Annotated in this window: 28 protein-coding genes; 12 read left to right on the forward strand and 16 right to left on the reverse strand. The window is 65.0% G+C overall.

Annotated features, from left to right (window positions below):
- Window positions 1-34: 34 nt before the first annotated feature.
- The gene (locus tag CRO50_RS02410) at window positions 35-592 is read right to left on the reverse strand and encodes a nucleotide exchange factor GrpE (RefSeq protein WP_097144268.1); all 558 of its coding nucleotides are present in this window, start codon (window positions 590-592) and stop codon (window positions 35-37) included.
- An 18-nt stretch (window positions 593-610) separates the two neighbouring features.
- Entirely contained in the window at window positions 611-1,669 is a 1,059-nt protein-coding gene (hrcA, locus tag CRO50_RS02415) for a heat-inducible transcriptional repressor HrcA (protein ID WP_097144269.1), read from the reverse strand.
- Between the two features lie 109 nt (window positions 1,670-1,778).
- Here hrcA and rph point away from each other — a divergent pair, with 109 nt between their 5' ends.
- The 4 genes from rph to CRO50_RS02435 are packed head-to-tail and all read left to right on the forward strand — an operon-like array spanning window position 1,779 to window position 4,606.
- A complete protein-coding gene (gene rph, locus CRO50_RS02420) occupies window positions 1,779-2,495 on the forward strand; it encodes a ribonuclease PH (protein ID WP_097144270.1) in 717 nt (238 codons plus the stop codon).
- Window positions 2,488-3,093: an RdgB/HAM1 family non-canonical purine NTP pyrophosphatase gene (gene rdgB / locus CRO50_RS02425; protein ID WP_097144271.1), complete on the forward strand. Its 606-nt coding sequence runs from the start codon at window positions 2,488-2,490 to the stop codon at window positions 3,091-3,093. Before rph ends, rdgB begins: the two co-directional genes overlap by 8 nt.
- A complete protein-coding gene (gene hemW, locus CRO50_RS02430; RefSeq protein WP_097144272.1) occupies window positions 3,059-4,252 on the forward strand; it encodes a radical SAM family heme chaperone HemW in 1,194 nt (397 codons plus the stop codon). Before rdgB ends, hemW begins: the two co-directional genes overlap by 35 nt.
- Window positions 4,253-4,255: 3 nt before the next feature.
- Window positions 4,256-4,606 carry a YbaN family protein gene (locus CRO50_RS02435; protein ID WP_097144273.1) on the forward strand — a complete coding sequence of 117 codons (351 nt, stop codon included), beginning with the start codon at window positions 4,256-4,258 and terminating at the stop codon, window positions 4,604-4,606.
- On the opposite strand, the gene CRO50_RS02440 is transcribed toward CRO50_RS02435, so the two are convergent.
- The 7 genes from CRO50_RS02440 to hemJ all read right to left on the reverse strand — a co-directional run bounded on the left by CRO50_RS02440 (window position 4,603) and on the right by hemJ (window position 11,987).
- Window positions 4,603-5,508 (reverse strand): ParB/RepB/Spo0J family partition protein, encoded by a 906-nt coding sequence (locus CRO50_RS02440; protein WP_097144274.1) that lies wholly within the window; start codon window positions 5,506-5,508, stop codon window positions 4,603-4,605. The two genes, CRO50_RS02435 and CRO50_RS02440, sit on opposite strands and share 4 nt — an antisense overlap.
- Before the next feature lie 17 nt (window positions 5,509-5,525).
- Entirely contained in the window at window positions 5,526-6,335 is an 810-nt protein-coding gene (locus tag CRO50_RS02445; protein WP_097144275.1) for a ParA family protein, read from the reverse strand.
- Complete coding sequence (rsmG, locus tag CRO50_RS02450) at window positions 6,328-6,939, reverse strand: 16S rRNA (guanine(527)-N(7))-methyltransferase RsmG (protein ID WP_097144276.1); 612 nt, start codon at window positions 6,937-6,939, stop codon at window positions 6,328-6,330. Before rsmG ends, CRO50_RS02445 begins: the two co-directional genes overlap by 8 nt.
- The gene (gene mnmG / locus CRO50_RS02455; RefSeq protein ID WP_097144277.1) at window positions 6,936-8,813 is read right to left on the reverse strand and encodes a tRNA uridine-5-carboxymethylaminomethyl(34) synthesis enzyme MnmG; all 1,878 of its coding nucleotides are present in this window, start codon (window positions 8,811-8,813) and stop codon (window positions 6,936-6,938) included. The genes rsmG and mnmG overlap by 4 nt, the downstream gene beginning before the upstream one ends.
- 3 nt (window positions 8,814-8,816) lie before the next feature.
- Entirely contained in the window at window positions 8,817-10,100 is a 1,284-nt protein-coding gene (gene mnmE, locus CRO50_RS02460) for a tRNA uridine-5-carboxymethylaminomethyl(34) synthesis GTPase MnmE (protein WP_097144278.1), read from the reverse strand.
- A gap of 7 nt (window positions 10,101-10,107) precedes the next feature.
- On the reverse strand, window positions 10,108-11,379 hold the full coding sequence (gene rho / locus CRO50_RS02465; RefSeq protein ID WP_097144279.1) for a transcription termination factor Rho: 1,272 nt from the start codon (window positions 11,377-11,379) through the stop codon (window positions 10,108-10,110).
- 161 nt (window positions 11,380-11,540) lie between these two features.
- Entirely contained in the window at window positions 11,541-11,987 is a 447-nt protein-coding gene (hemJ, locus tag CRO50_RS02470) for a protoporphyrinogen oxidase HemJ (RefSeq protein WP_097144280.1), read from the reverse strand.
- A gap of 434 nt (window positions 11,988-12,421) precedes the next feature.
- Between hemJ and CRO50_RS02475 the strand changes: the two genes are divergently transcribed.
- Genes CRO50_RS02475 through dnaQ form a run of 4 tightly spaced genes read left to right on the forward strand, consistent with a single transcriptional unit; the run spans window position 12,422 to window position 15,120 of the window.
- Window positions 12,422-13,021: a Maf family protein gene (locus CRO50_RS02475; RefSeq protein ID WP_097144281.1), complete on the forward strand. Its 600-nt coding sequence runs from the start codon at window positions 12,422-12,424 to the stop codon at window positions 13,019-13,021.
- Window positions 13,018-13,851, forward strand: coding sequence for a shikimate dehydrogenase (locus CRO50_RS02480; RefSeq protein WP_097144282.1), 834 nt, complete (start codon window positions 13,018-13,020; stop codon window positions 13,849-13,851). Before CRO50_RS02475 ends, CRO50_RS02480 begins: the two co-directional genes overlap by 4 nt.
- Complete coding sequence (gene coaE / locus CRO50_RS02485; protein WP_097144283.1) at window positions 13,848-14,438, forward strand: dephospho-CoA kinase; 591 nt, start codon at window positions 13,848-13,850, stop codon at window positions 14,436-14,438. Before CRO50_RS02480 ends, coaE begins: the two co-directional genes overlap by 4 nt.
- Window positions 14,431-15,120 carry a DNA polymerase III subunit epsilon gene (dnaQ, locus tag CRO50_RS02490; protein ID WP_097144284.1) on the forward strand — a complete coding sequence of 230 codons (690 nt, stop codon included), beginning with the start codon at window positions 14,431-14,433 and terminating at the stop codon, window positions 15,118-15,120. The genes coaE and dnaQ overlap by 8 nt, the downstream gene beginning before the upstream one ends.
- 78 nt (window positions 15,121-15,198) lie before the next feature.
- Here the strand turns inward: dnaQ and secB are convergent, their stop codons facing one another.
- A complete protein-coding gene (secB, locus tag CRO50_RS02495; protein WP_097144285.1) occupies window positions 15,199-15,702 on the reverse strand; it encodes a protein-export chaperone SecB in 504 nt (167 codons plus the stop codon).
- 78 nt (window positions 15,703-15,780) lie between these two features.
- A complete protein-coding gene (locus CRO50_RS02500; RefSeq protein ID WP_097144286.1) occupies window positions 15,781-16,287 on the reverse strand; it encodes an FxsA family protein in 507 nt (168 codons plus the stop codon).
- Between the two features lie 107 nt (window positions 16,288-16,394).
- On the opposite strand from CRO50_RS02500, the gene CRO50_RS02505 reads away from it, so the two are divergent.
- From CRO50_RS02505 to CRO50_RS02515, 3 genes are read left to right on the forward strand one after another with little or no spacing between them, the layout of a single operon-like run.
- Complete coding sequence (locus CRO50_RS02505) at window positions 16,395-17,051, forward strand: Tim44/TimA family putative adaptor protein (RefSeq protein WP_097144287.1); 657 nt, start codon at window positions 16,395-16,397, stop codon at window positions 17,049-17,051.
- Between the two features lie 8 nt (window positions 17,052-17,059).
- Window positions 17,060-18,124, forward strand: a complete 1,065-nt coding sequence (gene mltA, locus CRO50_RS02510) for a murein transglycosylase A (RefSeq protein ID WP_097144288.1) — start codon at window positions 17,060-17,062, stop codon at window positions 18,122-18,124.
- Window positions 18,121-18,726 carry a Smr/MutS family protein gene (locus tag CRO50_RS02515; RefSeq protein WP_097144289.1) on the forward strand — a complete coding sequence of 202 codons (606 nt, stop codon included), beginning with the start codon at window positions 18,121-18,123 and terminating at the stop codon, window positions 18,724-18,726. The genes mltA and CRO50_RS02515 overlap by 4 nt, the downstream gene beginning before the upstream one ends.
- Window positions 18,727-18,729: 3 nt before the next feature.
- On the opposite strand, the gene CRO50_RS02520 is transcribed toward CRO50_RS02515, so the two are convergent.
- Window positions 18,730-20,208, reverse strand: a complete 1,479-nt coding sequence (locus tag CRO50_RS02520) for an MDR family MFS transporter (protein WP_097144290.1) — start codon at window positions 20,206-20,208, stop codon at window positions 18,730-18,732.
- Window positions 20,209-20,565: 357 nt separating this feature from the next.
- Here CRO50_RS02520 and CRO50_RS02525 point away from each other — a divergent pair, with 357 nt between their 5' ends.
- Entirely contained in the window at window positions 20,566-21,279 is a 714-nt protein-coding gene (locus CRO50_RS02525) for a VIT1/CCC1 transporter family protein (RefSeq protein ID WP_232617773.1), read from the forward strand.
- Between the two features lie 18 nt (window positions 21,280-21,297).
- Here CRO50_RS02525 and rpiB read toward each other — a convergent pair whose 3' ends face one another.
- The 4 genes from rpiB to hslV form a co-directional block, all read right to left on the reverse strand.
- On the reverse strand, window positions 21,298-21,744 hold the full coding sequence (gene rpiB, locus CRO50_RS02530) for a ribose 5-phosphate isomerase B (protein ID WP_097144291.1): 447 nt from the start codon (window positions 21,742-21,744) through the stop codon (window positions 21,298-21,300).
- A 141-nt stretch (window positions 21,745-21,885) separates the two neighbouring features.
- Window positions 21,886-23,187: an ATP-dependent protease ATPase subunit HslU gene (hslU, locus tag CRO50_RS02535; protein ID WP_097144292.1), complete on the reverse strand. Its 1,302-nt coding sequence runs from the start codon at window positions 23,185-23,187 to the stop codon at window positions 21,886-21,888.
- Between the two features lie 39 nt (window positions 23,188-23,226).
- The gene (locus CRO50_RS02540) at window positions 23,227-24,321 is read right to left on the reverse strand and encodes a hypothetical protein (protein WP_097144293.1); all 1,095 of its coding nucleotides are present in this window, start codon (window positions 24,319-24,321) and stop codon (window positions 23,227-23,229) included.
- Window positions 24,314-24,871, reverse strand: coding sequence for an ATP-dependent protease subunit HslV (gene hslV, locus CRO50_RS02545; protein WP_097144294.1), 558 nt, complete (start codon window positions 24,869-24,871; stop codon window positions 24,314-24,316). Before hslV ends, CRO50_RS02540 begins: the two co-directional genes overlap by 8 nt.
- Window positions 24,872-24,891 lie beyond the last annotated feature (20 nt).

Genomic DNA, 24,891 nt, shown 5'->3' on the forward strand with positions numbered 1-24,891 from the left:
GCCGCCGGAGGCTTCGCCCCTGCAGGGGGCGAAATCAGCCGGTGAAGCTGGAGACGCCCACCTGCGCGGGGCGCAGAAGGCGGTCGTGCAGCATGAAGCCTTCGGCAGAGACCTGGATGATCTCTCCGGCCTTGGTGCCGGGCACCGGGGCCTCGAACATGGCTTCGTGGACGTTCGGGTCGAACTTGTCGCCAACCTCAGGCGCGATCGGCTCGATGCCGTGCTTGCGGAAGGTGTTCAGCAGCTCGCGCATGGTCAGCTCGATGCCCTCGAACAGCGGCGCGTTCTCTTCGGTCTTCTCGCCCATGGCTTCGACCGCGCGCTTGAGGTTGTCGTAGACCGGCAGCATGTCGCGCGACAGCTTGGTGCCGCCGTAGTTCTCGGCTTCCTTGCGCTGCTTGTCGGCACGCTTGCGGGCGTTCTCGGCATCCGCCAGAGCCCGCATCCACTTGTCCTTCATCTCGTCGCGCTCGGCGCGCAGGGCCTCGATCTCGGCCTCGTCGTCGTCGATCTCTTCGACCTCGACCTCATAGGCCTCGGCTTCGGCCTGTTCGATATCGTCCAGGAACTCTTCGTCCTTCGGCTCTGCCATCTCTCACCTCTTATCGGCCTAGCGCCGGTCGGTCAGCATCCGCCCGACCAGCTGCGCCGTGTAATCAACAATCGGAACGATGCGCCCGTAGTTGAGCCGCGTGGGCCCAATCACACCGACCGCACCGATGATCTTCCGGTCAGCGTTCATATATGGAGAGACCACCAGAGAGGAACCCGAAAGTGAGAAAAGTTTGTTCTCGGACCCAATAAAAATTCGGACTCCCTCGCCCTCTTCGGTCAGTTCCAGGAATTCGGCGATGTCGCGCTTGCGCTCGAGGTCGTCAAAGAGCGACCGGATGCGATCCAGGTCCTCGGACTCCTGCGCGTTCAGCAGATTCGAGCGGCCGCGGACGATCAGCCGTTCGCCGAAATCGCCCTCTCCCTCCCACATGGCGGCACCGCTTTCCACCAGCTCGCGGGCCAGCCCGTCGATCTGCTGACGCCGCGCCTCTATTTCACGTGAAACAGCCGACTTCGCCTCAGAGAGCGTCTTGCCCTCGAGCGCGGCGTTGAGGAAATTCGCCGCCTCGCGCATCGAGCTGGGGGTCTGTCCCGGCGGCGGGGTGAAAAGACGGTTCTCGACATGGCCATCGCCGAAGACCAGCACCACCAGCGCGCGCTCGGGGCCCAGGCTGACGAATTCGATATGCTTGATCGGCGCCTCGTGCTTGGGCGTCAGCACCAGCGAGGCGCCATGGGTCGCCAGGCTCAGCGCCGAGCCGATGCGGTCCAGCAGGCCGCCCATGTCTCCGCCATTGCCCACCGTGGCGTCGATCTTCTGGCGCTCGCTGGGGTCGAGGTCGCCCACCTCCAGCAACCCGTCGACGAACATGCGCAGCCCCTGCTGCGTCGGGATGCGCCCGGCGCTGACATGGGGGCTGTCCAGCAGCCCGAGGTACTCGAGGTCCTGCATGACGTTGCGGATGGTGGCGGCCGAGACCTTCTCGCTCATCACGCGGGTCAGCGTGCGTGAGCCGACGGGCTCGCCGTTCTCGAGATACCCTTCGACAACCCGCCGGAAGACCTCCCGCGAGCGGTCGTTCATCTCTTCGAGGATCGAATTCTTGTCTGGCATCAGGTCTCTCTTGCAGACAGCCATTAAAGTCGGACCCGCGCAAAGGTCAACGGGGCTTGCCTTACCGGGTCATGCCTGCCTATCACGGCGGCAAGCGAAAGGGGTTATCATGCGACCGTCTGGAAGAGATTTAAGCGAAATGCGTCCGGTTTCAATCGAGACCGGGGTCACGAAACACGCAGAGGGCTCTTGCCTGATCAAGGTGGGCGACACCCATGTGCTGTGTACAGCCACCCTGGAAGAGCGCGTGCCGCCCTTCGTCAAGGGATCGGGCCTGGGCTGGGTAACGGCGGAATACGGCATGCTGCCGCGGTCCACGACCTCGCGCATGCGCCGCGAAGCCGCCGCCGGCAAGCAGGGCGGAAGAACCGTTGAAATTCAACGCCTTATTGGTCGATCCCTGCGGGCGGGCGTGGATCGCGTTGCCTTGGGCGAACGCCAGATCACCGTCGATTGCGATGTCATCCAGGCCGATGGCGGCACCCGCTGTGCCTCGATCACCGGCGGCTGGGTGGCGCTGAAACTGGCCGTCAACAAGCTGCTGAAGACCGGCGCCATCACCAGCGATCCGCTGGTCGATCCGGTGGCCGCTGTCTCTTGCGGCATCTACGCCGGTCAGCCGGTCCTGGACCTCGATTATCCCGAGGACAGCGAAGCGGGCGTGGATGGCAACTTCATCCTCACCGGCTCGGGCAAGCTGATCGAAGTGCAGATGTCGGCCGAGGGTTCGGTCTTCTCGCGCGACCAGATGAACCAGCTGATGGACCTCGCCGAGAAGGGCGTGGCAGAGCTGGTCGCCGCCCAGAAAGCCGCGGTCGATGCGTAAGTTCGACGGGCAGAAACTGGTCCTGGCCAGCCACAACAAGGGCAAGCTCCGCGAGATCGCGGAGCTTCTGGCCCCCTACGGGATCGAGGTCAGCTCGGCCGCCGATCACGGGCTGGAAGAGCCGGTCGAAGACCAGGATACCTTCGTCGGCAATGCCCGCATCAAGGCGCATTACGCCGCCAAGGCCACCGGCCTGCCGGCGCTGAGCGATGACAGCGGCATTACCGTCGACGCCCTGGACGGCGCGCCGGGGGTCTACACCGCCGATTGGGCCGAAACGCCCAATGGCCGTGATTTCCCGATGGCGATGAAGAAAACATGGGACGCGCTGGAGGCCAAGAACGCCCCCTACCCGCGCACCGCGGCCTTCAACTGCACCTTCTGTCTCGCCTGGCCCGATGGCCATGACGAGATCTTTGCGGGCATCTGCAAAGGCAAGGTCGAATGGCCCATGCGCGGCGAAGAAGGTCATGGCTATGACCCGATCTTCGTCCCCGAGGGCTACGACCAGACCTTCGGTGAAATGGATGCCGCCGAAAAGAACCGCATCAGCCACCGCGCCGATGCCTTTGCCAAGCTCAAGGCCTGCTTTGAGTGAGCATCAGGAGGATTGGCGGAACGCCGGCTTCGGGATCTACGTCCACTGGCCGTTCTGCCAATCCAAATGCCCCTACTGCGACTTCAACTCCCACGTCTGGGAACGCGTCGACCAGGGCCGCTGGCTGAAATCCTACATTTCCGAGCTTGAACGCTATGCCGCCCTGACGCCGGGCCGCGTGGTGCAATCGGTCTTCTTCGGCGGTGGCACGCCCTCACTGATGGAGCCCGCCACGGTGGACGGGATTCTGTCAACGATCAGAAGGCTTTGGCCCCAGGCGAACGAGGTCGAGGTGACGCTGGAAGCCAACCCGACCTCCATCGACGCGGGCCGTTTCCAGGGCTACGCCATGGCCGGCGTCAACCGCGTCTCGATGGGCTTCCAGGCGATGAACGACGAGGATCTGCGCCGCCTCGGCCGGCTGCACTCGGTCGACGAGGCCCTGCGCGCCTTCGACATCGCCCGCAACCAGTTCGAGCGCGTCTCCTTCGACCTGATCTATGCCCGCCAGAAGCAGACCCTGGCCGCCTGGGAGGCCGAGCTGGACCGCGCCCTGTCCCTGGCCATCGACCACCTGTCGCTCTACCAGCTGACGATTGAAGACGGCACCGCCTTCGGCGACCGCTACAAGCGCGGCGGCCTCAGGGACCTGCCCGAGGAAGACCTGGCCGCCGACATGTGGGAGCTGACCCAAGAGGTCACCGCCGCCCACGGGTTCGAGAACTACGAAGTCAGCAACCACGCCCGCGACGGCGCCCGCTCGCGGCACAATGTCCTTTACTGGCGCTACGGCGATTACATCGGTGTCGGCCCCGGTGCCCATGGCCGCGTCACCCTGGACGGTCACCGCCACGCCACCGAGCAACCCCGCGCCCCCGGCAAGTGGCTTGAGCGCGCCGAGGCCGGAAATGCCGACTCGCTCGTCGAGGCATTAACTGGACAGGAACAGGCTGAGGAATACCTTCTGATGGGGCTCCGACTGCGCGAAGGCATCGATCTGAACCGGTTCGAGAGATTGAGCTCAGCGCCGATCAACGGGTCCCAGGTCGATGAACTTTGCGAGAGAGAGCTTCTGAAACTGGAAAATCGACGGATTTTCGTTACAGATCAAGGACGTATGCTTCTCAACGCCGTGATAAACAAACTGCTGGATTCGTAGAAAATGCGGGTAATTTGGCTGATTTTCGGACTTGCGAGCGTCAGCCTCGGACTTCTGGGCGTTGTCCTGCCTCTTTTGCCCACGGTGCCCTTCATGCTGCTGGCGGTCTTCTGTTTCGCCCGCTCCTCCGAGCCTCTGCACGACTGGCTGGTGCATCACCCGCAATTCGGACCCGGAATTCGTGACTGGCACGAGCGCGGCGCCATCTCCCTCAAGGCAAAACGCCTCGCGACCGTCATGGTCGGAGGCGTTTTCTGTCTCTCGGTGCTCATGGGCCTGCGCCCGACACTGCTGCTGATCCAGGGCACAACGCTCTGCTGCGTCATGCTCTTCCTCTGGACAAGACCCTCTTAACGGGCCCCACCAAGGATCTGGCAGAGGTCATCCAGCGCGTCGAGCGAGGGATAATTGATCGTGATCTTGCCCGTATCCTGCCCCGGCACATGCTCGATCGTGACCTTGTAGCCAAGCGCGGCAGAGAGATCGGCCTCCAGCGCCTTAGTATCGGCATCCTTCTCGCCCAGGCTTTTCGGTGCGGACCGGGTGGTTTTCGGCGCGGCGGCGGTGGCTTTCGGCTTCTTCGCCAGCGCTTCGGTGGCACGCACCGAAAGCCCCTCGGCCACGACCTTCTTCGCCAGGGTCACCGGCTCATCCGAGGTAATCAGCGCCCGTGCATGGCCGGCCGACAGCTTGCCCTCTTGCAGCAGCTCGCGCACCTCGTCCGGCAGCTGCAGCAAACGCATCAGATTGGCGATGTGAGAGCGGCTTTTGCCAAGCGCCTGGGCCAGCTTTTCCTGGGTATGGCCGAACTTGTCCATCAGCTGACGGAAACCGGCGGCCTCTTCGATCGGGTTCAGATCGGCGCGCTGGATATTCTCGACGATGGCGACTTCCAGAACCTCTGTATCGTTGAAATCTCGAACGATTACAGGCAGTTCGTGCAGTTGCGCCCGCTGCGAGGCGCGCCAGCGGCGTTCACCGGCGACGATCTCGAACTTGCCCTCCACACCGGGCTTCGGACGCACGATCAGCGGCTGAATCACGCCCTTTTCACGGATCGAGGCTGTCAGCTCGTCCAGCTGGCCCTCGGTGAAGGTGCGGCGCGGCTGATCGGGGTTCGGGACCACGTTCTCGATCGGCACCATCATGTCGGGACGGCGCCCCGACCCGCCGGTGGCGGCTGCGGGCTGTTCCTGAACATCTGCCATGAGGGCCGACAATCCGCGGCCAAGACCACGGGTTTTCTTCTTGTCCATGCTGCTCTCCTGTCGCCTCAGGCGGCGAGTGCTTCGTATTTCTTCAGGATTTCGATGGCCAGGTCACGATAGGCCTTGGCCCCTTTCGAGGCCGTATCGAACTCCAGCACCGGAACCGAGAAGGACGGCGCCTCGGAAACGCGGACGTTTCGCGGAATGATCGTGTTGAAGACCAGCTCGCCCAGGTTCTCGCGCGCATCATCCTCGACCTGCTGAGAGAGGTTGTTGCGGCTGTCGTACATGGTCAGCACGATGCCCTCGATCCGCAGATCCGGATTGGCGCTCTGGCGGACCTCGCGGATGGTCAGCATCAGCTGCGACAGGCCTTCCAGGGCGAAAAATTCGCTCTGCAGCGGCACCAGCACGGAATGCGAGGCCACCATGGCGTTGACGGTCAGCAGGTTCAGCGACGGCGGGCAGTCGATCAGGACGAAATCATACTCGAATTTGTCCATAGCGGGCTGGCGCAGCGCGTCATGCAGCAGGAAAGAGCGTTTTTCGTTGGAAATCAGCTCGATATCCGCCGAGGACAGGTCGACCGTGGCGGGCACGATGTCCAGGTTCTCGATCTGGCTGCGCATGATGATCTGGTCGAGCGGTGCATCGTCCAGCATCAGCTCGTAAGTGGTGTTTTCGCGGTCCTCGGGCTCGATCCCAAGCCCGGTAGAGGCATTGCCCTGCGGGTCGAAGTCGATCAGCAGCACACGGCAGCCCTGCTCGACCAGCGCGGCACCAAGGTTGATCGCGGTGGTGGTCTTGCCCACACCGCCCTTCTGGTTCGCAATGGCGACGATCCGCGGCCCCTGTGCCGAGAGCAGGTTAGACACGTTCGATTCCTCCGATTTTCAGGATCACAGCCTCTGACTCGGTTGTACTCGGCACGGGTTCGCAGTGAAAGCGCCAATGGGCCTCGGCGGCGGTAACTTCCTGTTTCCACCGCGCGCCCTTTGGCAAAAGGGCAACGCCTTCGGGCTTCAGGTGCCGTTCTGCAAATCCAAGCAGCAGATCCAGGCTGGCCAGCGCCCGCGCAGAGAGCACATCCGCCCCCTGGGGCTCTGCGGATTCGATCCTCTGGGCCAGAATCGCCGGTTTCATCCCGCATTCCCGCGCCACCTGGCGCAAGAAAGCGCATTTGCGCTGATCCGATTCGATCAACGTAAAGCGTGCCTCAGGGCGGGTTTCCGCCGCGAGGATCGCCACCACCAGGCCGGGGAAACCCCCGCCGCTGCCCAGGTCGACCCAATGGGCAAAAGCCGGCGCCTGGTCCAGAACCTGGGTGGAATCCAGCAGATGACGCGTCCAAAGCTCTGGAATCGTGGACTTCGAGACCAGGTTGATCTTCGGATTCCACTTCTCAAGCAGCGCGGCGTAGGTCTCCAGCCGCTCGAATGTTTCACGTGAAACATTGGCGGCGAGTATTTCCCGGCTCACGCGGATTTTTCCTTTTGATCGCGGTTGATACGCGACAGGATCAGCGCCAGAGCCGCGGGGGTCATGCCTTCGATCCGCCCGGCCTGGGCCAGGTTCGACGGCCGGATGCGCAGCAGCTTCGACTTAAGCTCGTTTGACAGCCCGTCGAGCCGGTCGTAGTCGAAATCACCGGGAATGCCGCGCGCCTCGTCCTTCTGCAGCGCCTGGGCATCGTTCTGCTGGCGCTGGATATAGGTGGCGTAGAGCGCATCGCGGCGCAGCTGGACCTGTGTTTCATCGTCGAGATCCGCCAGAGCAGGCGCCAGGGGCACAAGATCTGCCACTGAAGTCTCGGGGAACGCCAAGACCTGGTAGAGCGTGCGCTGCTTGCCGTCTTCACCGACGCGGATACCGGCGGTGTTCAGCTGCTTCGGGGTCACCGTTGTGGCGTCGAGGATCGCCCGCCCTGCCCCGATCCGCTCCATCTTAGCGTCGAAGGCGGCGCGGCGGGTGTCGCCAACGAGGCCCGCTTCGATCCCCTTGGGGGTCAGGCGCTGGTCCGCGTTGTCGGCGCGCAGCGACAGCCGGTATTCGGCGCGCGAGGTGAACATGCGGTAGGGTTCCGACACGCCACGGGTCGTCAGGTCGTCGACCATGACGCCGATATAGCTGTCTGTGCGGCTGAAGATCACCGGATCCTGGCCCATGGCCTCTTTCGCGGCGTTCAGACCGGCAACCAGACCCTGGGCGGCGGCCTCTTCATAGCCCGTCGTACCGTTGATCTGGCCCGCCAGGTACAGCCCCGGCACGTCGCGCAGCGCAAGGCGCATGTCCAGCGCACGCGGATCGACGTAATCGTACTCGATGGCATAGCCGGGCTGCAGGATCTCGACCTGTTCCAACCCTTTCATCGAGCGCACGTAGTCGTGCTGCACATCCTCGGGCAGAGAGGTTGAGATTCCGTTGGGATAGACCGTGTCATCCCCCAGCCCCTCAGGCTCGAGGAATACCTGATGGCTCTCCTTGTCGGCGAAACGCACCACCTTGTCCTCGATCGAGGGGCAATAGCGCGGCCCTACCCCGTCGATATGGCCACCATACATGGCGGAGCGAGAGAGATTCTCGCGGATAATGTCGTGGGTCTTTGTGTTGGTATGGGTGATACCGCAGCTCACCTGGCGCAGGTTCAGCCCCTTGGACAGGAACGAGAACAGCACAGGCTCATCGTCGCCCGGTTGCTCTTCCAGGATATCCCAGTTGATTGTCTTGCCGTTCAGCCGCGGCGGGGTGCCCGTCTTCAGCCGGCCAAGGGGCAGGCCGAAGCCATCCATCCGCTCGCCCAGCTTGTTGGCGGCATTGTCGCCCATGCGACCGCCCGCGTAAGAGACATCTCCGATATGGATCAAGCCGCGCAGGAAGGTGCCGGTGGTCAGCACCACGGCCTTCGCATGCACTTCAGAGCCATCGGCCAGCACGATCCCGGCCACGCGGTCGCCCTGCATGATGAAATCGGTGACTTCTCCGGTCAGCACCTCAAGGCCGGGGCAGCTGGTCATCTCGCGCAGCATCTCGGCACGGTAGACGGCGCGGTCGGCCTGGGCGCGCGGGCCTTGCACGGCAGGGCCCTTGCGGCGGTTCAGCAGGCGGAACTGGATGCCGGCCAGGTCGGCAACGCGGCCCATGACCCCATCCAGCGCATCGATCTCGCGCACCAGGTGGCCTTTGCCAAGGCCCCCGATCGCCGGATTGCAGGACATCACGCCGATGCCCTCCATCTTCAGGGTGACCAGCGCAGTGCGGGCCCCTGCCCGCGCCGCCGCATGTGCGGCATCGCAACCGGCATGACCACCGCCAACGACGACAACATCAAACTCAGATTGTTTCACGTGAAACATCCCTCACTTGCCGATGCAGAAGGACGAGAAGATCTCGTCCAGCAGGTTTTCGACGTCCACGATGCCTACCAGAGAATCGAGCGCCCGAATAGCCGAGCGCAGTTCTTCGGCGATCAGGTCCTCGGTGTAAACGGGATTCGCCAGCATCTCGCGCGCCTGTGAAAGGTCACCAAGGGCGCGCAGGATGGCAAGGCGGTGGCGTTCGCGGGTGGCGGTGGCGACCAGGCTGGTGCGTTCGGCGAAATAGGTGCTGAGGCGAGAGATCAGCTGATCGACCCCCTGCCCCGTGGCGCCGCTGATTCCCTGCGGATCGCCGGTCTCATCGGCCTTGCCGCGCAGCACGATATCCTCGGGGCGCAGCTCGATCCGTGGTGCTTCCTCTCCGGGTTCCAGCAGGTAGATGCGCAGGTCCGACAGCTCGGCCCGTTCACGGGCGCGAGCGATGCCGATGGCTTCGACCTCGTCTTCGGTTTCGCGCAGCCCGGCGGTGTCCAGCAGCGTCACCGGCAGGCCGCGCAGGTCCATGCGCACCTCGATCACGTCGCGGGTGGTGCCGGCGACATTCGAGGTGATGGCCGCCTCGCGCCCGGCGAGGAAGTTCAGCAGAGTGGATTTCCCGGCATTGGGCGCGCCAAGGATGGCAACCTCGAAACCCTGGCGAACCCGCTCGGCGACCTCTGCCCCCCTGGCCTGGGCCTCGAGTGACGTCGAAACCCCGTCCAGCAGCTCGATCACCTCGGGGCGCACATCGATGGGCACCTCTTCATCGGCGAAGTCGATCACAGCTTCCAGCAGCGCCGCGGCGCGGATCAGGTCACGGCGCCAGCCCTGCACCACCTCGCCCAGCTTGCCCGAGAAGACCCGCTGCGCCTGGCGGCGCTGTGCCTCGGTCTCGGAATCGATGAGGTCGGCAAGCCCTTCCACCTGCGCCAGGTCCATCTTGGAGTTCTCGAGAGCGCGGCGGGTGAACTCCCCCGGCTCGGCCATGCGCAGCCCGTCGACCTCGCCCAGGATACGCAGCGTCGAGGCGACGATGGCGGGCGAGCCGTGCAGATGCAGCTCCACCACGTCCTCGCCGGTGAAACTGGCAGGACCGGCGAAGGCCAGCAGCAGCGCCTGGTCCAGCACCTCGTCCCCGTCGCGCAGCAGGCGCAGGGCCGCCGCGCGCGGTTCGGGCGCTGTCAGGCCGAAACGCGCAAGGGCCGGGAATGCTCCCGGCCCTGAGATCCTGATGACGGAGACGCCTGCCCGGCCGGGGGCCGAAGCAAGCGCAAAGATCGTGTCCATTGGACCCTCAGGTGTTCATCGAATCGAAGAATTCGGAGTTGGTCTTGGTCTGCTTCAGCTTCGAGATCAGGAACTCGATGGCATCGGTGGTGCCCATCGGGTTCAGGATGCGGCGCAGCACGAAGGTCTTCTGCAGGTCCACCTTGTCGACCAGCAGATCCTCTTTCCGGGTGCCGGACTTGAGGATGTCCATCGCCGGGTAGACGCGCTTGTCCGCGATCTTGCGATCCAGGACGATTTCGCTGTTACCCGTGCCCTTGAATTCTTCGAAGATCACTTCGTCCATGCGCGAGCCGGTGTCGATCAGCGCGGTGGCGATGATGGTGAGCGAGCCACCCTCTTCGATGTTCCGCGCTGCGCCGAAGAAGCGCTTCGGACGCTGCAGGGCGTTGGCGTCGACACCGCCGGTCAGCACCTTGCCCGAAGAGGGCACGACGGTGTTGAAGGCACGACCAAGTCTTGTGATCGAATCGAGAAGGATCACCACATCTCGTTTGTGCTCGACCAGGCGCTTGGCCTTTTCGATGACCATTTCCGACACGGCCACGTGGCGCGTCGCGGGTTCGTCGAAGGTCGAGGAGATCACCTCGCCCTTCACCGAACGCTGCATGTCGGTCACTTCTTCCGGGCGTTCGTCGATCAGCAGGACGATCAGGTAGCACTCGGGGTGGTTCTTCTCGATCGAGGCGGCGATGTTCTGCAGCAGCACCGTCTTACCCGTCCGCGGCGGCGCGACGATCAGCGAACGCTGGCCCTTGCCGATCGGAGAGACCAGGTCGATGATCCGGGCCGAGCGGTCCTTGATGGTGGGGTCCTCGACCTCCATCTTCAGGCGCTCATCGGGATAGAGCGGGGTCAGGTTGTCGAAGGCGATCTTGTGCTTCGCCTTCTCGGGTTCCTGGAAGTTGATCGAGCTGACGGTGGTCAGGGCGAAGTAACGCTCGTTGTCGTCGGGCGCCTTCATCAGGCCTTCGACCGTGTCGCCGGTGCGCAGCGAGAACTGGCGGATCATGTCGGGCGAGACGTAGATGTCATCGGGACCCGGCAGGTAGTTGGCTTCCGGCGAGCGCAGGAAGCCAAAGCCGTCCTGAAGCACTTCCAGCACGCCATCGCCGCCGACCTGCCAATCGTCATCGGCCAGTTCGCGCAGGATCTGGAACATCATCTCGCCCTTGCGCATGGTCGAGGCGTTCTCGATCTCGAGCTCCTCTGCCATGGCCAGCAGATCCTTCGGGCTCTTGGCCTTGAGATCGGAAAGGTTCAGACGGTTCTCTGTCATGAAAATAGGGTCCTTCGTCCGGCCCCTCGGGGGGCACGCGGTACGGTATCTGTCTGGAGAATGGACTCACCCGGACGGGCGGCTTGGCTCGCTAGATAGGGACTCGTTTCACGCGAGTCAACGAAATCACGCTTTCTCTGCCCCTGAGCGTCGTTTCGGCCTCAGAACTTCACCACCACCGAGGCGACGATGACGACCATCAGCAGGGTCGGCACCTCGTTCATCATCCGGTAGGTGCGGCCGGTCCTGGTGTTCTGCCCGGCGGCGAAATCCTTGCGCCGTTTCGCCAGCCATTGATGGAAAACCGTCATGGCGATGACAGAGGCCCCCTTGGTCCAGGGCCAGACATCGCTCCAGACCACGATTCCAGGCGTCAGGAGAAGCATGATGCCGAAAACCCAGGTGGCGATCATGGCCGGGTTCATGATGCCCCTCAGCAGCCGCCTTTCCATGGTCTGGAACATCTCGTCCGTCTTCGGATCGGTCACCTGCTCTGCGTGATAGACGAAGAGACGGGGCAGATAGAAGATTCCGGCCATCCAGGAGATCACCGAGACGATGTGCAGGACCAGTGTCCAGGGATAGGCGAGGGCAAGTAGGTCGAACATCCGGGAACTCCGCTGAGACCCTACCCCTCTATCAATTAAATAAAAGAAATAGAAAGATTGTTGTTTGATGTAGGCAGCTCTCTCCCTGTGGATTATCGAATCCTCCACCGACTTATCCCCATGTGAATATCTCTGGGACGAATCGGGAGCGAATCGGTGATAACTTCGCGCCAGATTCCGAAAGTTCTTCGATTCCAGCGGTTTGGTCCGGGAAAATCCTGTGTGTAAGTGACTCCGCCCTGTGGGGATCGAATCCGGGGAATCCGGTGGGTCCGCGTTTTCCCGGTTTTCCTTATCCCTCGGTGGGAGTCTTTCTAACTGCTGTGCGGGACTCGGGGGGATACGCACAGCCCTTGCCGGGGACTTGCGTCAAGCCGTGATTTTTCCCAGAAGTATCGGCAAGTCATCATCCTGTTCTGCACTGATTTATCCACATGCCCGCTTCCATCCTCCTTGCCTCCGGTTCCGAAATCCGGGCAGAGCTCCTGCGGCGCGCCGCCGTGCCCTTCGAGGTGCAGAAAGCGCGCGTCGATGAAGAGGCGATCCAGCAGGCCCTTCTGGCCGAGGGGGAAAGCCCGCGCGACATCGCCGATGCCCTGGCAGAGGCGAAGGCCGCGAAGGTGGGTCGCAAGCATCCCGAGAGCTTCGTCATCGGCTGCGATCAGACCTGTGATATCGAAGGCCAGCTCCTGGGAAAGCCCGAAAGCCCCGACGCCGCGCGGGAACAGATCATGTTGCTGGCCGGGCGCAGCCACAAGCTGCACTCGGCCGCGGTCATCTTTCACAAGGGCAAGCCGGTCTGGCGCAAGCTCTCGACCGTGAAGCTGACCATGCGCATCCCCTCGCCCGAATATCTTGACGATTACATCACCCGGAACTGGCCCGAAATCGGCTGGTCCTGCGGCGCCTACCAGCTGGAAGCCGAGGGCGCGCGGCTGATGACCAGGGTCGAGGGCGATTACTTCGCCGTCCTGGGTCTGCCGCTGCTGGAAATCCTGGACTACCTGGCGCTGAGAGGAGCCATTGCCTCATGAGCCTCGACAATATCCCCCTGGCCGGTGTCATCGGTCGCCCCATCGTTCATTCCAAGTCGCCGCAACTGCATGGCCACTGGCTGAAGACCATGGGTCTGCCGGGGCGCTATATCCCCATGGAAGTGGCGCCCGAGGATCTGGAACAGGTGCTGCGCGCCCTGCCCAAGGCCGGTTTCGTCGGCGTCAACATCACCATTCCGCACAAGGAAGCGGTGCTTGAGATCGCCGACCTCGTGACCGATCGCGCGACGCTGATCGGGGCTGCCAATACCCTGATCTTCCGCGCCGACGGCAAGATTCATGCCGACAATACAGATGGTTACGGCTTCATCGAGAACCTGCGCCAGAATGCGCCCGGCTGGGACCCGAAGTCCGGCCCCGCCGCGCTTCTGGGCGCGGGTGGTGCGGCGCGGGCCGTCATCACCTCGCTGCTCGAGGCCGGCGTGCCCGAGATCTTCATCTCGAACCGCACCCGGTCCCGCGCCGAGGCGCTGCACAATGAATTCGGCCGCCGCCTGACCGTCGTCGAATGGGTCCAGGCCGGCAACATGATCGAGGACGCGGCGACCGTGGTGAACACCACCTCTCTCGGCATGCTGGGCAAGCCCGAGCTGCGGGTGCCGCTGGACGGTCTGCGGCGTGGCCAGGTGGTGACCGATCTGGTCTACAATCCCCTGCAGACCCCCCTTCTCGCCGCCGCCGAAGCCGCGGGGGCGACGACGGTCGACGGACTGGGCATGTTGCTGCACCAGGCCGTGCCCGGTTTCGAGCGCTGGTTCGGCAAACGCCCCGAAGTCACCGAAGAGGCCCGCGCGGCAGCCCTGGCATGAGCTTCATTCTCGGCCTCACCGGCTCTATCGGCATGGGCAAGTCGACCACGGCGCAGATGTTCGCCGAGGAAGGCTGCGCGCTCTGGGATGCCGATGCGGCGGTGCACCGCCTTTACGGGCCGGGCGGCGCGGCGGTGGCCCCGCTTGGTGCGCTCTTCCCCGAGGCCGTTGCCGAGGGCCATGTTTCACGTGAAGCACTGAAGGCGATCATCGCCGCCGATCCCGGCGCGCTGCGGCAGATCGAAGCCGTGGTGCATCCGCTGGTGGCCGAAGATCGTGCCGCCTTCATCGCGGCGACCACCGCTGATATCGTGGTGCTGGACATCCCGCTGCTCTTCGAGGGCGGGGCGAAGGGCGTCGATGCCACGGTGGTGGTTTCGGCCCCCGCCGAGGTCCAGCGCGCCCGCGTGCTGGCGCGCGGCACCATGAGCGAGGCGCAGTTCGAGATGATCCTTGCCAAGCAGATGCCCGACGCCGAAAAGCGGGCCCGCGCGGATTACATCGTTTCGAGCGACACGCTGGAGAACGCGCGGCAGCAAGTGCATGAAATCGTTAAGGATATCAGGGGTAAGATCGAAAATGCGTGAGATTGTTCTTGATACCGAGACCACCGGCTTCGAGCCCGAACAGGGCGACCGCCTGGTCGAGATCGGCGGGGTCGAGCTTTATAACCACGTCCCCACGGGCGAGACCTACCACGTCTATATCAACCCCGAACGCGAAGTGCCCGAAGAGGCCTTCAAGGTGCACGGGCTGAACTACGAATTCCTGCGCGACAAGCCGGTGTTCCGCGACGTGGCGCAGGGCTTCCTGGATTTCGTCGGTGATGCGAAGCTGGTGATCCACAACGCCGCCTTCGACATGAAATTCCTCAACGCCGAGCTGGGCTGGCTGGGTCTGCCGCAGCTGCCCTGGGAACAGGCGCTGGATACGCTGGCCATCGCGCGGAAGAAATTCCCCGGCTCGCCGGCGTCGCTGGATGCGCTTTGCCGACGCTTCGGCATCGACAACTCGGCCCGGACGCTGCACGGCGCGCTGCTCGACTCCGAGATCCTGGCCGAGGTCTACCTCGAGCTCATCGGCGGTCGGCAGCCGGGCCTGGTGCTGGCCTCGGGCCGCCGTGGCGGCGGTACGGCGCAAGAGGACGAGGACTGGCGCCCCCGGCCGCGTCCCAACCCCCTGCCCTCGCGGATCACCGACGAGGAGCGCGCGGCGCATGAGGCCTTCGTCGAGAAGATGGGGGAAAGCGCGCTCTGGAAGCGGTTCTGACACGGAAAAGGCGCGTACCGCAGCACGCGCCTTTCCCTTGAAGCCTGGCAGGGCGGGATTTCACCCCGCCACCTGCGCTCAGTTGGTCAGCGTATCCGCCGGAGCGGCCTGGGCCGCGGCGCGACGCTGGATCTCGGCGCGGTAGAGCTGCACGAAGTCGATGGTCTCCAGGTTCAGCGGCGGGAAGCCACCGTCGCGGGTCACGTCCGACACGATGCGACGGGCGAAGGGGAACAGCATGCGGGGGCATTCGATCAGCAGGAAGGGGTGGATCTGGTCGTCCGGCACACCTTCGATGTTGAACAGGCCGACGTATTCCAGCTCCATCAGGAACAGGGCGTCGCCGCTTTCCTTGTTGTTCGAGGTGATGGTCAGCTTCAGCAGCACTTCGTACTGGTTGGCCGCTTCACGCTTCTTGGCGTCCAGCGCCACCTGGACCTTCATGTCCGGCTGCACGTTGCCCGACGCGGGCTTGCGGGCCAGGATGTTCTCGAAGGACATGTCCCGGATGTACTGGGACAGGACGTTCATCTTCACTTGCGGCTGTTGCTGCGGGGCAGCGCCATTGGTTTCCTCGGCCATCGGGCCCTCCTCGGTCAATCTTTGTCGAACGTCCTAGCAGCTTGGCCGAGGGGTCTCAACGGGCAAGCCTGCCAAGCCTCAGTGGCGGGTCCAGCCCGAGGGGTGGGTCGGTCGTTTTCCGGGCTCCAGCTCCTGGAAGTCTCCGTCGATCACCTCTCCGTCACCGGCATCACGGCCGCGGTCGGGACCGGGCCTGCCGTGGCGGCCATCGAAGCCGGACGAGGCCGAGAAGCTCTGCACCTTCACCCGCTTGCGCAGCCAGAGGAAGGCCATGCGGCGGAAGGCCGGGGTCAGCAGGGCGAAGCCGAGCGCATCGGTGAAGAAGCCCGGTGTCAGCAGCAGCGCGCCGGAAAACAGGATCATCGCCCCGTCCGCCAGCGGCCCCGACGGGTCCGACAGCTCCGAGAAGCTGCGTTGGATATTTGCAAGCGCCTGACGGCCCTGCATTTTCACCAGGTAGGTGCCCAGCACCGCCGTCAGCAGCACCACGGCAAGGGTCCAGCCCAGGCCGATCAGCCCGCCGACCTTGATGAATAGCGCGATCTCGATCATCGGCACCGCGATGAACGCCAGAAGCAACCACATGTCCGTCATCTCCTTTCGTGGCAAGGTAGACTTGGCCCTGCCTAGCACCTACATAGGGACCAGACCCGGTGGATACCAAGCCCCGAGGCCCAAGAGGAGTTCCGAACTTGCCCCTAATCCAGCTTTTGGTCCTTGCTGGCATCGCCCTTTTCCTGATCCTGCGCCTGAAGAACGTGCTGGGAACACGAGAGGGGTTCGAGAAGCCGCCCGTGACCGGACAGCCCCGTCCCGATGCGCTTGAGCGCTCCGGTTTCGAGGTGATCGAGGGCGGTCCCGATCCCGACATTACCGATCATGTTGCCGAAGACAGCCCTGCAGCCCAGGCGCTGGCGGGCATGAAGCGCGCCGAACCCAGCTTCTCGGTTTCCGAGTTCCTCGGCGGGGCGCGCCAGGCCTACGAGATGATCCTGATGGGTTTCGAGCGCGGCGAGCTGGCCGAGATCAAGCCCTTCCTGTCGGAAGATGTCTACGACAGCTTCGCGCAGGTGGTCTCGGACCGCGACGCGCAGGGGCTGACCATCGAGGCCGAGTTCATCGGCCTGCGTGAGCTTTCGCTGGCCGACGCCACCTATGACCCCGACACCGGCATTGCCGAGCTGACCGTGCGCTACGTCGGCCAGCTGACCCAGGTGGTCTACGACCGCTCCGGCGACGTGGTCGAGGGCGAGCCCGGCAAGGTGAAAACCCAGAAGGACAGCTGGACCTTCGAGCGCCGCATGGGCTCGGACGACCTGAACTGGCAGCTGGTCGCAACCGGAGAGTAATCGGGCCGATGGCAGGGCGTGGGATCGCGGCATATCTGACGCTGGCGCTCCTGTCGCTCGCCCCGCCCGGAACGGCGCAGGAGATCCCGGCCGAGGGGCCAGTGATCTCGGTCCTGGATTTCGACGATCTGAATGGCTGGGCCGCGGATGATCATGCCGCGGCCCTTGCCACGTTCCGCAACACATGCGGCGACATGCGCGACCCCGACTGGCGCGCCATCTGCGCGCTCGCCAAGGCGCAACCGCTTGAAAACGCCCGCACCTTCTTCGAGCTCTTCTTCACCCCCGTGCTGATCCAGGACGGCACCCCCACCCTCTTCACCGGCTATTACGAGCCCGAGCTCAAGGGCTCTCTCACCCGGACCGAGACCTATCGCTACCCGGTCTACCGGATGCCGAAGGAGGCCGAGGTCAACCGCCCCTGGCTGACCCGCGCCCAGATCGAACAGGGCACCGGCATTGCCGGGCGCGGTCTCGAGATCGCCTGGGTGGATGATCCGGTGGCGCTGATGTTCCTGCAGATCCAGGGCTCGGGCCGTATCCTGCTGCCCGACGGCAGCCATATCCGCATCGGCTATCGCGGCGACAACGGCCATGAGTATCGCTCGATCGGTCAGGAAATGGTCAGGCGCGGCATCTACAAGGCGCACCAGGTCTCGGCCAAGGTGATCTCGAACTGGGTCCGGCGCAATCCGGTGGAAGGGGCTGCGCTGCTGCGGCATAACCCCTCCTATGTCTTCTTCCGTGAACTCCGCGATGTCTCGCCCGAAGCCGGGCCGAAGGGAGCGATGAACCGCTCTCTGACCCCGACCCGTTCGGTTGCCATCGACCCCGCCTATGTGCCCCTTGGTGCCCCCGTCTGGATCGAGAAGACGGGCTTTCGCGGCATGCGGCGGCTGATGGTCGGGCAGGATACCGGCTCGGCCATCAAGGGGCCGCAGCGGGCGGATGTCTTCATGGGGTCCGGCCCCGGCGCCGGCAAGGAAGCGGCGAAGATCAAGGATGGCGGGCGGCTGGTCGTGCTGCTGCCGATCCAGCGCGCCTATGCGATGCTGATCGAGGACGACACATGAGCCGCCGTCGCAAGCTGCGCCCCGAAGAGATGGAGCTCTGGGAGAAGGTCGCCGGCAGCACCGACCGGATGCACCCGGAAAAGCGCGTCCTGGCCCGGCCCGCCAAGAAGGTCGAGAAGAAGCCGATTGCTCAGCGCGACCCCGAGCCCGCCCCCATTCCCACCTTCCGGCTGGGCGAGAAGGCCAAGGGCAGGGACAGTGGCATCTCGCGCGATGTGCTGGCGCCGATCCACGAGCGGCTGCACCAGGCGCCGCTGCGCATGGACAAGAAGACCCACGGCAAGATGACCCGCGGCAAGATGAGCCCCGAGGCCCGCATCGACCTGCACGGCATGACCGTCGAGCGCGCGCATCGCGCCCTGACCGGCTTCATCCTGCGCTGTGTTTCCGAAGATCTGCGGCTGGTGCTGGTGATCACGGGAAAGGGCCGCCGCCCGGAAGACGACGGCCCCATTCCGGTGCGTCACGGTATCCTGCGCCACCAGCTGCCGCATTGGCTGTCGATGCCGCCGCTCAGCCAGGTGGTGCTTCAGGTGACCTCGGCCCACCAGAAACATGGCGGGACCGGGGCCTATTACGTCTACCTCAGGCGAACCGGCTAGGGCTCAGTGCCCCTGCGGTGCCGCGCCCGGAGCATCCGGGGGGCGGCGCACGAAGAAGCCCGCAACAATCAGCAGAAGCGAAATCGTCGCTGCCAGGGTGAAGGCCTGGTGCAGGCCTGCGGCCATGGCGGGGACCATCTCGGCTCCGGCCGCGGTCTCGCGGCCGATGCGCAGCGACATGACCGAGACGAAGATCGCGATACCGGCGGCGCCGGCCACCTGCTGCACGGTGCCGATCACGGCCGAGCCGTGCGAGTAGAGATGCGGCGGCAGCGACCCCAGGGACGAGGTGAAGAGCGGGGTAAAGAGCATGGCCAGCCCGACGCTCAGCAGCATGTGCGAGCCGAGGACGAGGAACATGGTCGACTCGGGCGTCAGCAGCGTCATGCACCAGAGGCCGGCGCTGACGATGGTGCCGCCGGGAATGACCAGCTTGCGCGCGCCGACCCGGTCGAAGAGCCGCCCCACGATGGGAGAGGATATCCCCATCAGCAGCCCGCCGGGCAGCATCAGCAGGCCCGCATGCAGTGTGGAATAGCCCAGCACGTTCTGCACGAAGAGCGGCAGCAGCATGATCATCCCGAAGAGCGCCATCATCGCCAGGCCCATCATGATAACCGAGACGGTGAAGACCCGCACGCCCAGCGTCCGCAGATCCAGCAGCGCGCGTTCCTGCGGGCCCAGCTTCAGCTGACGCCAGACGAAGGCCACAAGCACCACCGCGCCGATGGCGATCGGCAGCCACAGCGGCATCGGGCCGCCCTCGCCATGGCCTTCGCCGATGGCCGAGAACCCGTAGACCAGCCCGCCGAAGGCGACCGCGGCCAGCGGCACCGAGATCACGTCCAGCTTGCGCTCGGACAGCTCGCTGACATTGACCAGGCGGAAGTAGCCGATGGTGAGAGAGCCGATGGCAATCGGCAGCATCATGACGAACATCCAGCGCCACTCGAAGTATTGCAGGATGAAGCCCGACAGGGTCGGCCCGATGGCCGGCGCCACCGAGATCACGATCGAGATATTGCCCATGGTCTTGCCACGGCTCTGCGGCGGCACCAGCGCCATGACGGTGGTCATCAGCAGCGGCATCATGATCGCCGTGCCAACGGCCTGGATCACCCGCCCCGCGATCAGCGGCGGCAGCGTCGGCGAGATGGCGCAGACGAAGGTGCCCAGGGTGAAGAAGCTCATCGCCATCAGGAAGACCCGCCGCGTCGGCAGCCGCTGCAGCAGGAAGCCGGTGATCGGGATCACCACGGCCATGGTCAGCAGGAAGGCGGTGGTCAGCCATTGCGCGGCATTGGCGGTGACGCCCAGGTCGCTCATCAGCCGGGGCAGGGCCACCGACATCAGCGTCTCGTTCAGGATCACCGTGAAGGTCGAGATCATCAGCAGGCCGATGACCAGGCGGTTGCGGGTTGCGGTTGCGGCGTCGGGCGCCGGGCTGGCCCCGGGGGCCATCTGGCTGTCGTCTGCGTGCATCACGAAGTCCTTGTCGAAAGGCGGCGGCGTCAAGCGGCGGCGGGAAAAATCCGGGAAAGAGCGTCAATACATGCGCCGATCCAATACGTGCGGCAATCAAGCTTTCTGCGGGTGCAAAGTCAAGGGACAGCGCCTGCCAAAGCGCCTGTTGATCCGTTCACCTTGCACGAAGTGGTTGCGCACGGATGAACAATAGGCCGAAGGCAGCCAGATAGGCCAGCCTGTGCCGATCCGGCAAACCCCTGTTCCGGGGGGGCGTCAGAAAGGTGAAGGGAAGGTTGCGGAGGGGGCCGCGAAAATGCTTCCCAAGCCGTGGCGATCTGCCTAGGTTAGAACCATTCCAAAGCGAGAGATCCCATGACCGCCCAGCCCCAGCCCTCTGCCCATATGGACGACCCGCATTTCATGACCCGCTCGAACTGGCTGCGCGCCGCGGTTCTGGGGGCCAATGACGGTATCGTCTCGGTCTCGGCGATCATCGTCGGTGTCGCCGCCGCAGATCCCGACCCGCGCGCCGTTGCCATTGCCGGGGTGGCGGGCCTTGCCGCCGGGGCGATGTCGATGGCGGCGGGGGAATATGTCTCGGTCTCTTCGCAATCCGATACCGAGCGCGCCGACATGGCCCGCGAGGCCGCCGCCCTGAAGGCCGATCCCGACGGCGAGATGGCCGAACTGGCCGAGATCTGGGAGGCGCGCGGCCTGACAGCTGAAACCGCCGCGCAGGTGGCGCAGGAGCTGCACGACCACGATGCGCTCGGCGCCCATATGCGGGACGAGATCGGCGTCACCGAGGTCTCTTCGGCCAATCCCCTGCAGGCGGCGGGGGCCTCCGGGCTGACCTTCTCGATCGCGGCGGCGGTGCCGGTCGCGGCGGCGCTGCTGGCGCCGGCGGGCACGGTAATCCCGGCGGTGCTGGTGGTGACGCTGATCGCGCTGGCGGTGCTGGGCGCGCTTGGCGCCTGGGCGGGCGGCGCCCCGAAGGGCCCCGCCGTGTTGCGTGTCGTGCTCTGGGGCGCCTTCGCCATGGCGGTCACCGCGGGCGTCGGCAAGCTCTTCGGCGTGGCGGTCTGACCGCCACGGCGCAGGGGATCAGGCTTCCAGCGCCTTGATCATGTCGACGCGGGTGGCGTGACGGCCGCCCTCGAACTCTGCGCCCAGGAAGGCCTCGACGATCTCCAGCGCCAGGCTCTCGCCCACCACGCGGGCACCGATGGACAGCATGTTGGCGTCGTTGTGCTGGCGGATCATCCGGGCCGAGAAGCCCTCGGAGCAGACGCCGCAGCGAATGCCCTTCACCTTGTTGGCGGCCATCATGATCCCCTGCCCGGTGCCGCAGAGCACGATGCCGAAACGGCAATCGCCCGAGGCCACCAGCTGCGCCGCCTCGGCGCCGCGCTCGGGATAGGGCGTGCTTTCGGGGGTGGTGGGGCCGACATCGACGGCCTCCCAGCCAAGCGAGGCGATATGGGCGGCCACCTTCTGGCGCAGCTCGATGGCGGCGTGGTCGGAAGACAGGGCGATGCGTTTGCTGGTCATTGGAGCGGTCCGGAAGCAGGGAAACTTGCCCCCATGTCCCCGCAATGGGCCGGGCCGTCAAGGTGATCCCCACGGCGGCGGCAATGGAAAGGGCCCCCGCAGTCGCCTGCAGGGGCCCTGTTCCAGGACGGAATGCGGTGCCTAGAGCACGTAACGCGAGAGATCCGCGCTGGCGGCCAGCTCTCCGACGTTCTTCTGCACGAAGGCTTCATCCACCACGATTTCCTCTCCGCCCCGGTCCGGGGCATGGAAGGAAAGCTCCTCGAAGACCCGCTCGATGACGGTGTAAAGCCTGCGTGCGCCGATGTTCTCGACCGAGCGGTTCACCTCGGCGGCGATGCGGGCGATGGCGGCGATGCCGTCCTCGGTGAAGCTGACCTTGACCGCTTCGGTGCCCAGCATCTCGGCGTATTGCCGGGTCAGGGCGTTGTCGGTCTCGGTCAGGATGCGGGTGAAATCGCCCTCGGTCAGCGCCTGAAGCTCGACCCGGATCGGCAGGCGGCCCTGCAGTTCGGGCAGCAGGTCGCTGGGCTTGGCGATGTGGAAGGCGCCGCTTGCGATGAACAGGATGTGGTCGGTCTTCACCGGGCCATGCTTGGTCGAGACGGTGGTGCCTTCGATCAGCGGCAGCAGGTCGCGCTGCACGCCTTCGCGGCTGACATCGCCGCCGCGCGTGTCGGACTTGGCGCAGACCTTGTCGATCTCGTCGAGGAAGACGATGCCGTTCTCTTCGACCGCGCTGAGGGCGGCCAGCTTCACCGCTTCGTCGTCAAGCAGCTTGTCGGCCTCTTCGCTGATCAGCAGCTCGTAGCTTTCGGCCACCGAGAGCCGCTTGGTCACCTTGCGGCCCCCGAAGGCCTTCCCGAAGAGATCGCCCAGGTTCATCATGCCCATGTTGGGCTGGCCGGGGATCTCCATCGCGCCCATGGGGTTCGAGGTATCGGTCAGCTCGAGCGTGATCACCGTGTCGTCCAGCAGCCCGTCACGCAGCTTCTTGCGGAACATCTCGCGGGTGCCGTCGCGGGCGTCGGTGCCGGCGATGGCCTCGATCACGCGGTCCTCGGCGGCCTGGTGCGCCTTGGCCTTCACCTCTTCGCGCATGTAGTCGCGGGTCTGGGCGATGGCGGCATCCACCAGGTCGCGGACGATCTGTTCCACGTCGCGGCCCACATAGCCCACCTCGGTGAACTTGGTCGCCTCGACCTTGATGAAGGGCGCACGGGCCAGCTTGGCCAGGCGGCGCGAGATCTCGGTCTTGCCGACGCCGGTCGGGCCGATCATCAGGATGTTCTTGGGATATACCTCTTCGCGCAGGTCATCGGGCAGCTGCTTGCGCCGCCAGCGGTTGCGCAGGGCCACGGCGACGGCGCGCTTGGCGTCCTTCTGGCCGATGATGAAACGGTCCAGCTCCGAGACGATCTCGCGGGGGGTCAGGTCGGTCATATTGGTCTCCTTGCGCCCGGATCTGCCGGGCGGGCCCGGTCAGGCGGGCACTTCGGTGGTGTTCTTGTAAGGCGGCAGGCGGTCCTTGCCGGGGAAGTCCGGCAGGGCGCGCATGATGCGGCCGCGGGCTTCGATCCAGAAGCTGCCCAGAAGGGTCAGCAGCAGGCCGGTGCCGAGAAGGACGAAGATCCAGCTCTTGCCCTCGCCCGAGCGGTCGGTGAGGTAGATCAGCAGGAAGATCAGGTAGCCTATGCCCGCCGTCAGGAAGCTGCGGCGGTCCAGCACCACGGCCAGCAGGGTGACCAGGACAAGCGCCAGGGCCATCAGCCCGTAGCCAAGCCCCGGCCCCATCACCAGGAAGGTCTGGGCGATGGTGTTGACCAGCGCAGGCGCGGCCACCAGATGCAGCCAGAAGCCCGAGGAGCTGAGACGCCCCAGCCGGTGCGGGTCGCGCATGTCGAACCAGATGCCCCCGGCCAGCGCCGCGAGGCCAAGCACCAGGGTGCCCCAGGCCATGGCCGAGCCTTCGATCAGGTTGAAGGGATTGTCGCCGTCGTAGCCTGCGCTCATGGTCAGGGCGATCACCAGTCCGAAGCCGGTCAGGCCGATCAGGAACATGGTGAAGGGCACGCGGAAGGTACGGAACCACAGGCCAAGAGCCGCCGCCGTGATGGCGGCAATGGCCACCGCATGGACCACGTCGAAGACCGGATCGAAACGCGAGTAGCTGTAGCCTGCGATCGTGCTCTCCTGGTACCATTCGACGCTCAGCAGATCCGCCGCGACCATCAGCACGGCGGTGCCGAAGGCGGTGACAAGCAGGATCGAGGGCAGCATCATCCGCCGGGTCAGGGTGAAATAGCGCGCCAGGAAATAGAGCGCGACAATCGCCACCCCCATCACCACGGGGATGGAGGTCGCAATGGCCAGCCCGAAGGCACCCGTCAGCAGGATGCCCAGACCCACGGTCACGAAGATTTCCGAAAAGCCACGGAAGAGCTCGAAGGGCTCGTCCTCGGCCTGGCGCATGCCTGCGCGCGTCTCGGCCAGGGTCTTCAGCCCGGCGGCCTGCGCCTCGGTCAGCTGACCGGCGGCCACGGCGGCGCGCAGGTCCTCGGCGGTGATATCAGCCATCTATGACCTCGACCGTCAGCTTGCCGTTGGTATAGACGCAGATGTCGCTGGCGATATCCATCGCGCGGCGGGCGATCTGCTCGGCGTCGTCCACGTGATCGTAGAGGCCGCGCGCGGCGGCCAGGGCAAAGTTCCCGCCCGAGCCGATGGCGGCGATGTCATTCTCGGGCTCCAGCACGTCACCGGCGCCGGTGATCACGAACAGGTCCTTGCCGTCGGTGACGATCAGCATCGCTTCCAGCTTTTGCAGGTACTTGTCGGTGCGCCAGTCCTTGGCCAGCTCGACGCTTGCGCGGGCCAGCTGGCCGGGCGTGGCCTCCAGCTTTGTTTCCAGCCGCTCCAGCAGGGTGAAGGCATCGGCGGTCGAGCCCGCGAAGCCGCAAACCACGTCGTAGCCGCCGGGGCTGAGACGGCGTACCTTCTTCGCCGTGCCCTTGATCACCGTCTGCCCAAGAGAGACCTGGCCGTCGCCCGCCACCACCACGCGCCCGCCCTTGCGAACGCCGATGATCGTGGTGCCGTGCCAGCCGGGAAAGTCGCTTTCTGCCATGTCTCACTCCTTTGGTCTGA

Source organism: Pseudooceanicola antarcticus, assembly GCF_900215355.1.
Lineage (GTDB): Bacteria > Pseudomonadota > Alphaproteobacteria > Rhodobacterales > Rhodobacteraceae > Pseudooceanicola > Pseudooceanicola antarcticus.

Coding starts and splice junctions, on each gene's coding strand:
- CRO50_RS02410 (WP_097144268.1), bottom strand. CDS start 592: ATGGCAGAGCCGAAGGACGAAGAGTTCCTGGACGATATCGAACAGGCC.
- hrcA (WP_097144269.1), bottom strand. CDS start 1,669: ATGCCAGACAAGAATTCGATCCTCGAAGAGATGAACGACCGCTCGCGG.
- rph (WP_097144270.1), top strand. CDS start 1,779: ATGCGACCGTCTGGAAGAGATTTAAGCGAAATGCGTCCGGTTTCAATC.
- rdgB (WP_097144271.1), top strand. CDS start 2,488: ATGCGTAAGTTCGACGGGCAGAAACTGGTCCTGGCCAGCCACAACAAG.
- hemW (WP_097144272.1), top strand. CDS start 3,059: ATGCCTTTGCCAAGCTCAAGGCCTGCTTTGAGTGAGCATCAGGAGGAT.
- CRO50_RS02435 (WP_097144273.1), top strand. CDS start 4,256: ATGCGGGTAATTTGGCTGATTTTCGGACTTGCGAGCGTCAGCCTCGGA.
- CRO50_RS02440 (WP_097144274.1), bottom strand. CDS start 5,508: ATGGACAAGAAGAAAACCCGTGGTCTTGGCCGCGGATTGTCGGCCCTC.
- mnmG (WP_097144277.1), bottom strand. CDS start 8,813: ATGTTTCACGTGAAACAATCTGAGTTTGATGTTGTCGTCGTTGGCGGT.
- mnmE (WP_097144278.1), bottom strand. CDS start 10,100: ATGGACACGATCTTTGCGCTTGCTTCGGCCCCCGGCCGGGCAGGCGTC.
- rho (WP_097144279.1), bottom strand. CDS start 11,379: ATGACAGAGAACCGTCTGAACCTTTCCGATCTCAAGGCCAAGAGCCCG.
- hemJ (WP_097144280.1), bottom strand. CDS start 11,987: ATGTTCGACCTACTTGCCCTCGCCTATCCCTGGACACTGGTCCTGCAC.
- CRO50_RS02475 (WP_097144281.1), top strand. CDS start 12,422: ATGCCCGCTTCCATCCTCCTTGCCTCCGGTTCCGAAATCCGGGCAGAG.
- CRO50_RS02480 (WP_097144282.1), top strand. CDS start 13,018: ATGAGCCTCGACAATATCCCCCTGGCCGGTGTCATCGGTCGCCCCATC.
- coaE (WP_097144283.1), top strand. CDS start 13,848: ATGAGCTTCATTCTCGGCCTCACCGGCTCTATCGGCATGGGCAAGTCG.
- dnaQ (WP_097144284.1), top strand. CDS start 14,431: ATGCGTGAGATTGTTCTTGATACCGAGACCACCGGCTTCGAGCCCGAA.
- secB (WP_097144285.1), bottom strand. CDS start 15,702: ATGGCCGAGGAAACCAATGGCGCTGCCCCGCAGCAACAGCCGCAAGTG.
- CRO50_RS02500 (WP_097144286.1), bottom strand. CDS start 16,287: ATGTGGTTGCTTCTGGCGTTCATCGCGGTGCCGATGATCGAGATCGCG.
- mltA (WP_097144288.1), top strand. CDS start 17,060: ATGGCAGGGCGTGGGATCGCGGCATATCTGACGCTGGCGCTCCTGTCG.
- CRO50_RS02515 (WP_097144289.1), top strand. CDS start 18,121: ATGAGCCGCCGTCGCAAGCTGCGCCCCGAAGAGATGGAGCTCTGGGAG.
- CRO50_RS02520 (WP_097144290.1), bottom strand. CDS start 20,208: ATGCACGCAGACGACAGCCAGATGGCCCCCGGGGCCAGCCCGGCGCCC.
- CRO50_RS02525 (WP_232617773.1), top strand. CDS start 20,566: ATGACCGCCCAGCCCCAGCCCTCTGCCCATATGGACGACCCGCATTTC.
- rpiB (WP_097144291.1), bottom strand. CDS start 21,744: ATGACCAGCAAACGCATCGCCCTGTCTTCCGACCACGCCGCCATCGAG.
- hslU (WP_097144292.1), bottom strand. CDS start 23,187: ATGACCGACCTGACCCCCCGCGAGATCGTCTCGGAGCTGGACCGTTTC.
- CRO50_RS02540 (WP_097144293.1), bottom strand. CDS start 24,321: ATGGCTGATATCACCGCCGAGGACCTGCGCGCCGCCGTGGCCGCCGGT.
- hslV (WP_097144294.1), bottom strand. CDS start 24,871: ATGGCAGAAAGCGACTTTCCCGGCTGGCACGGCACCACGATCATCGGC.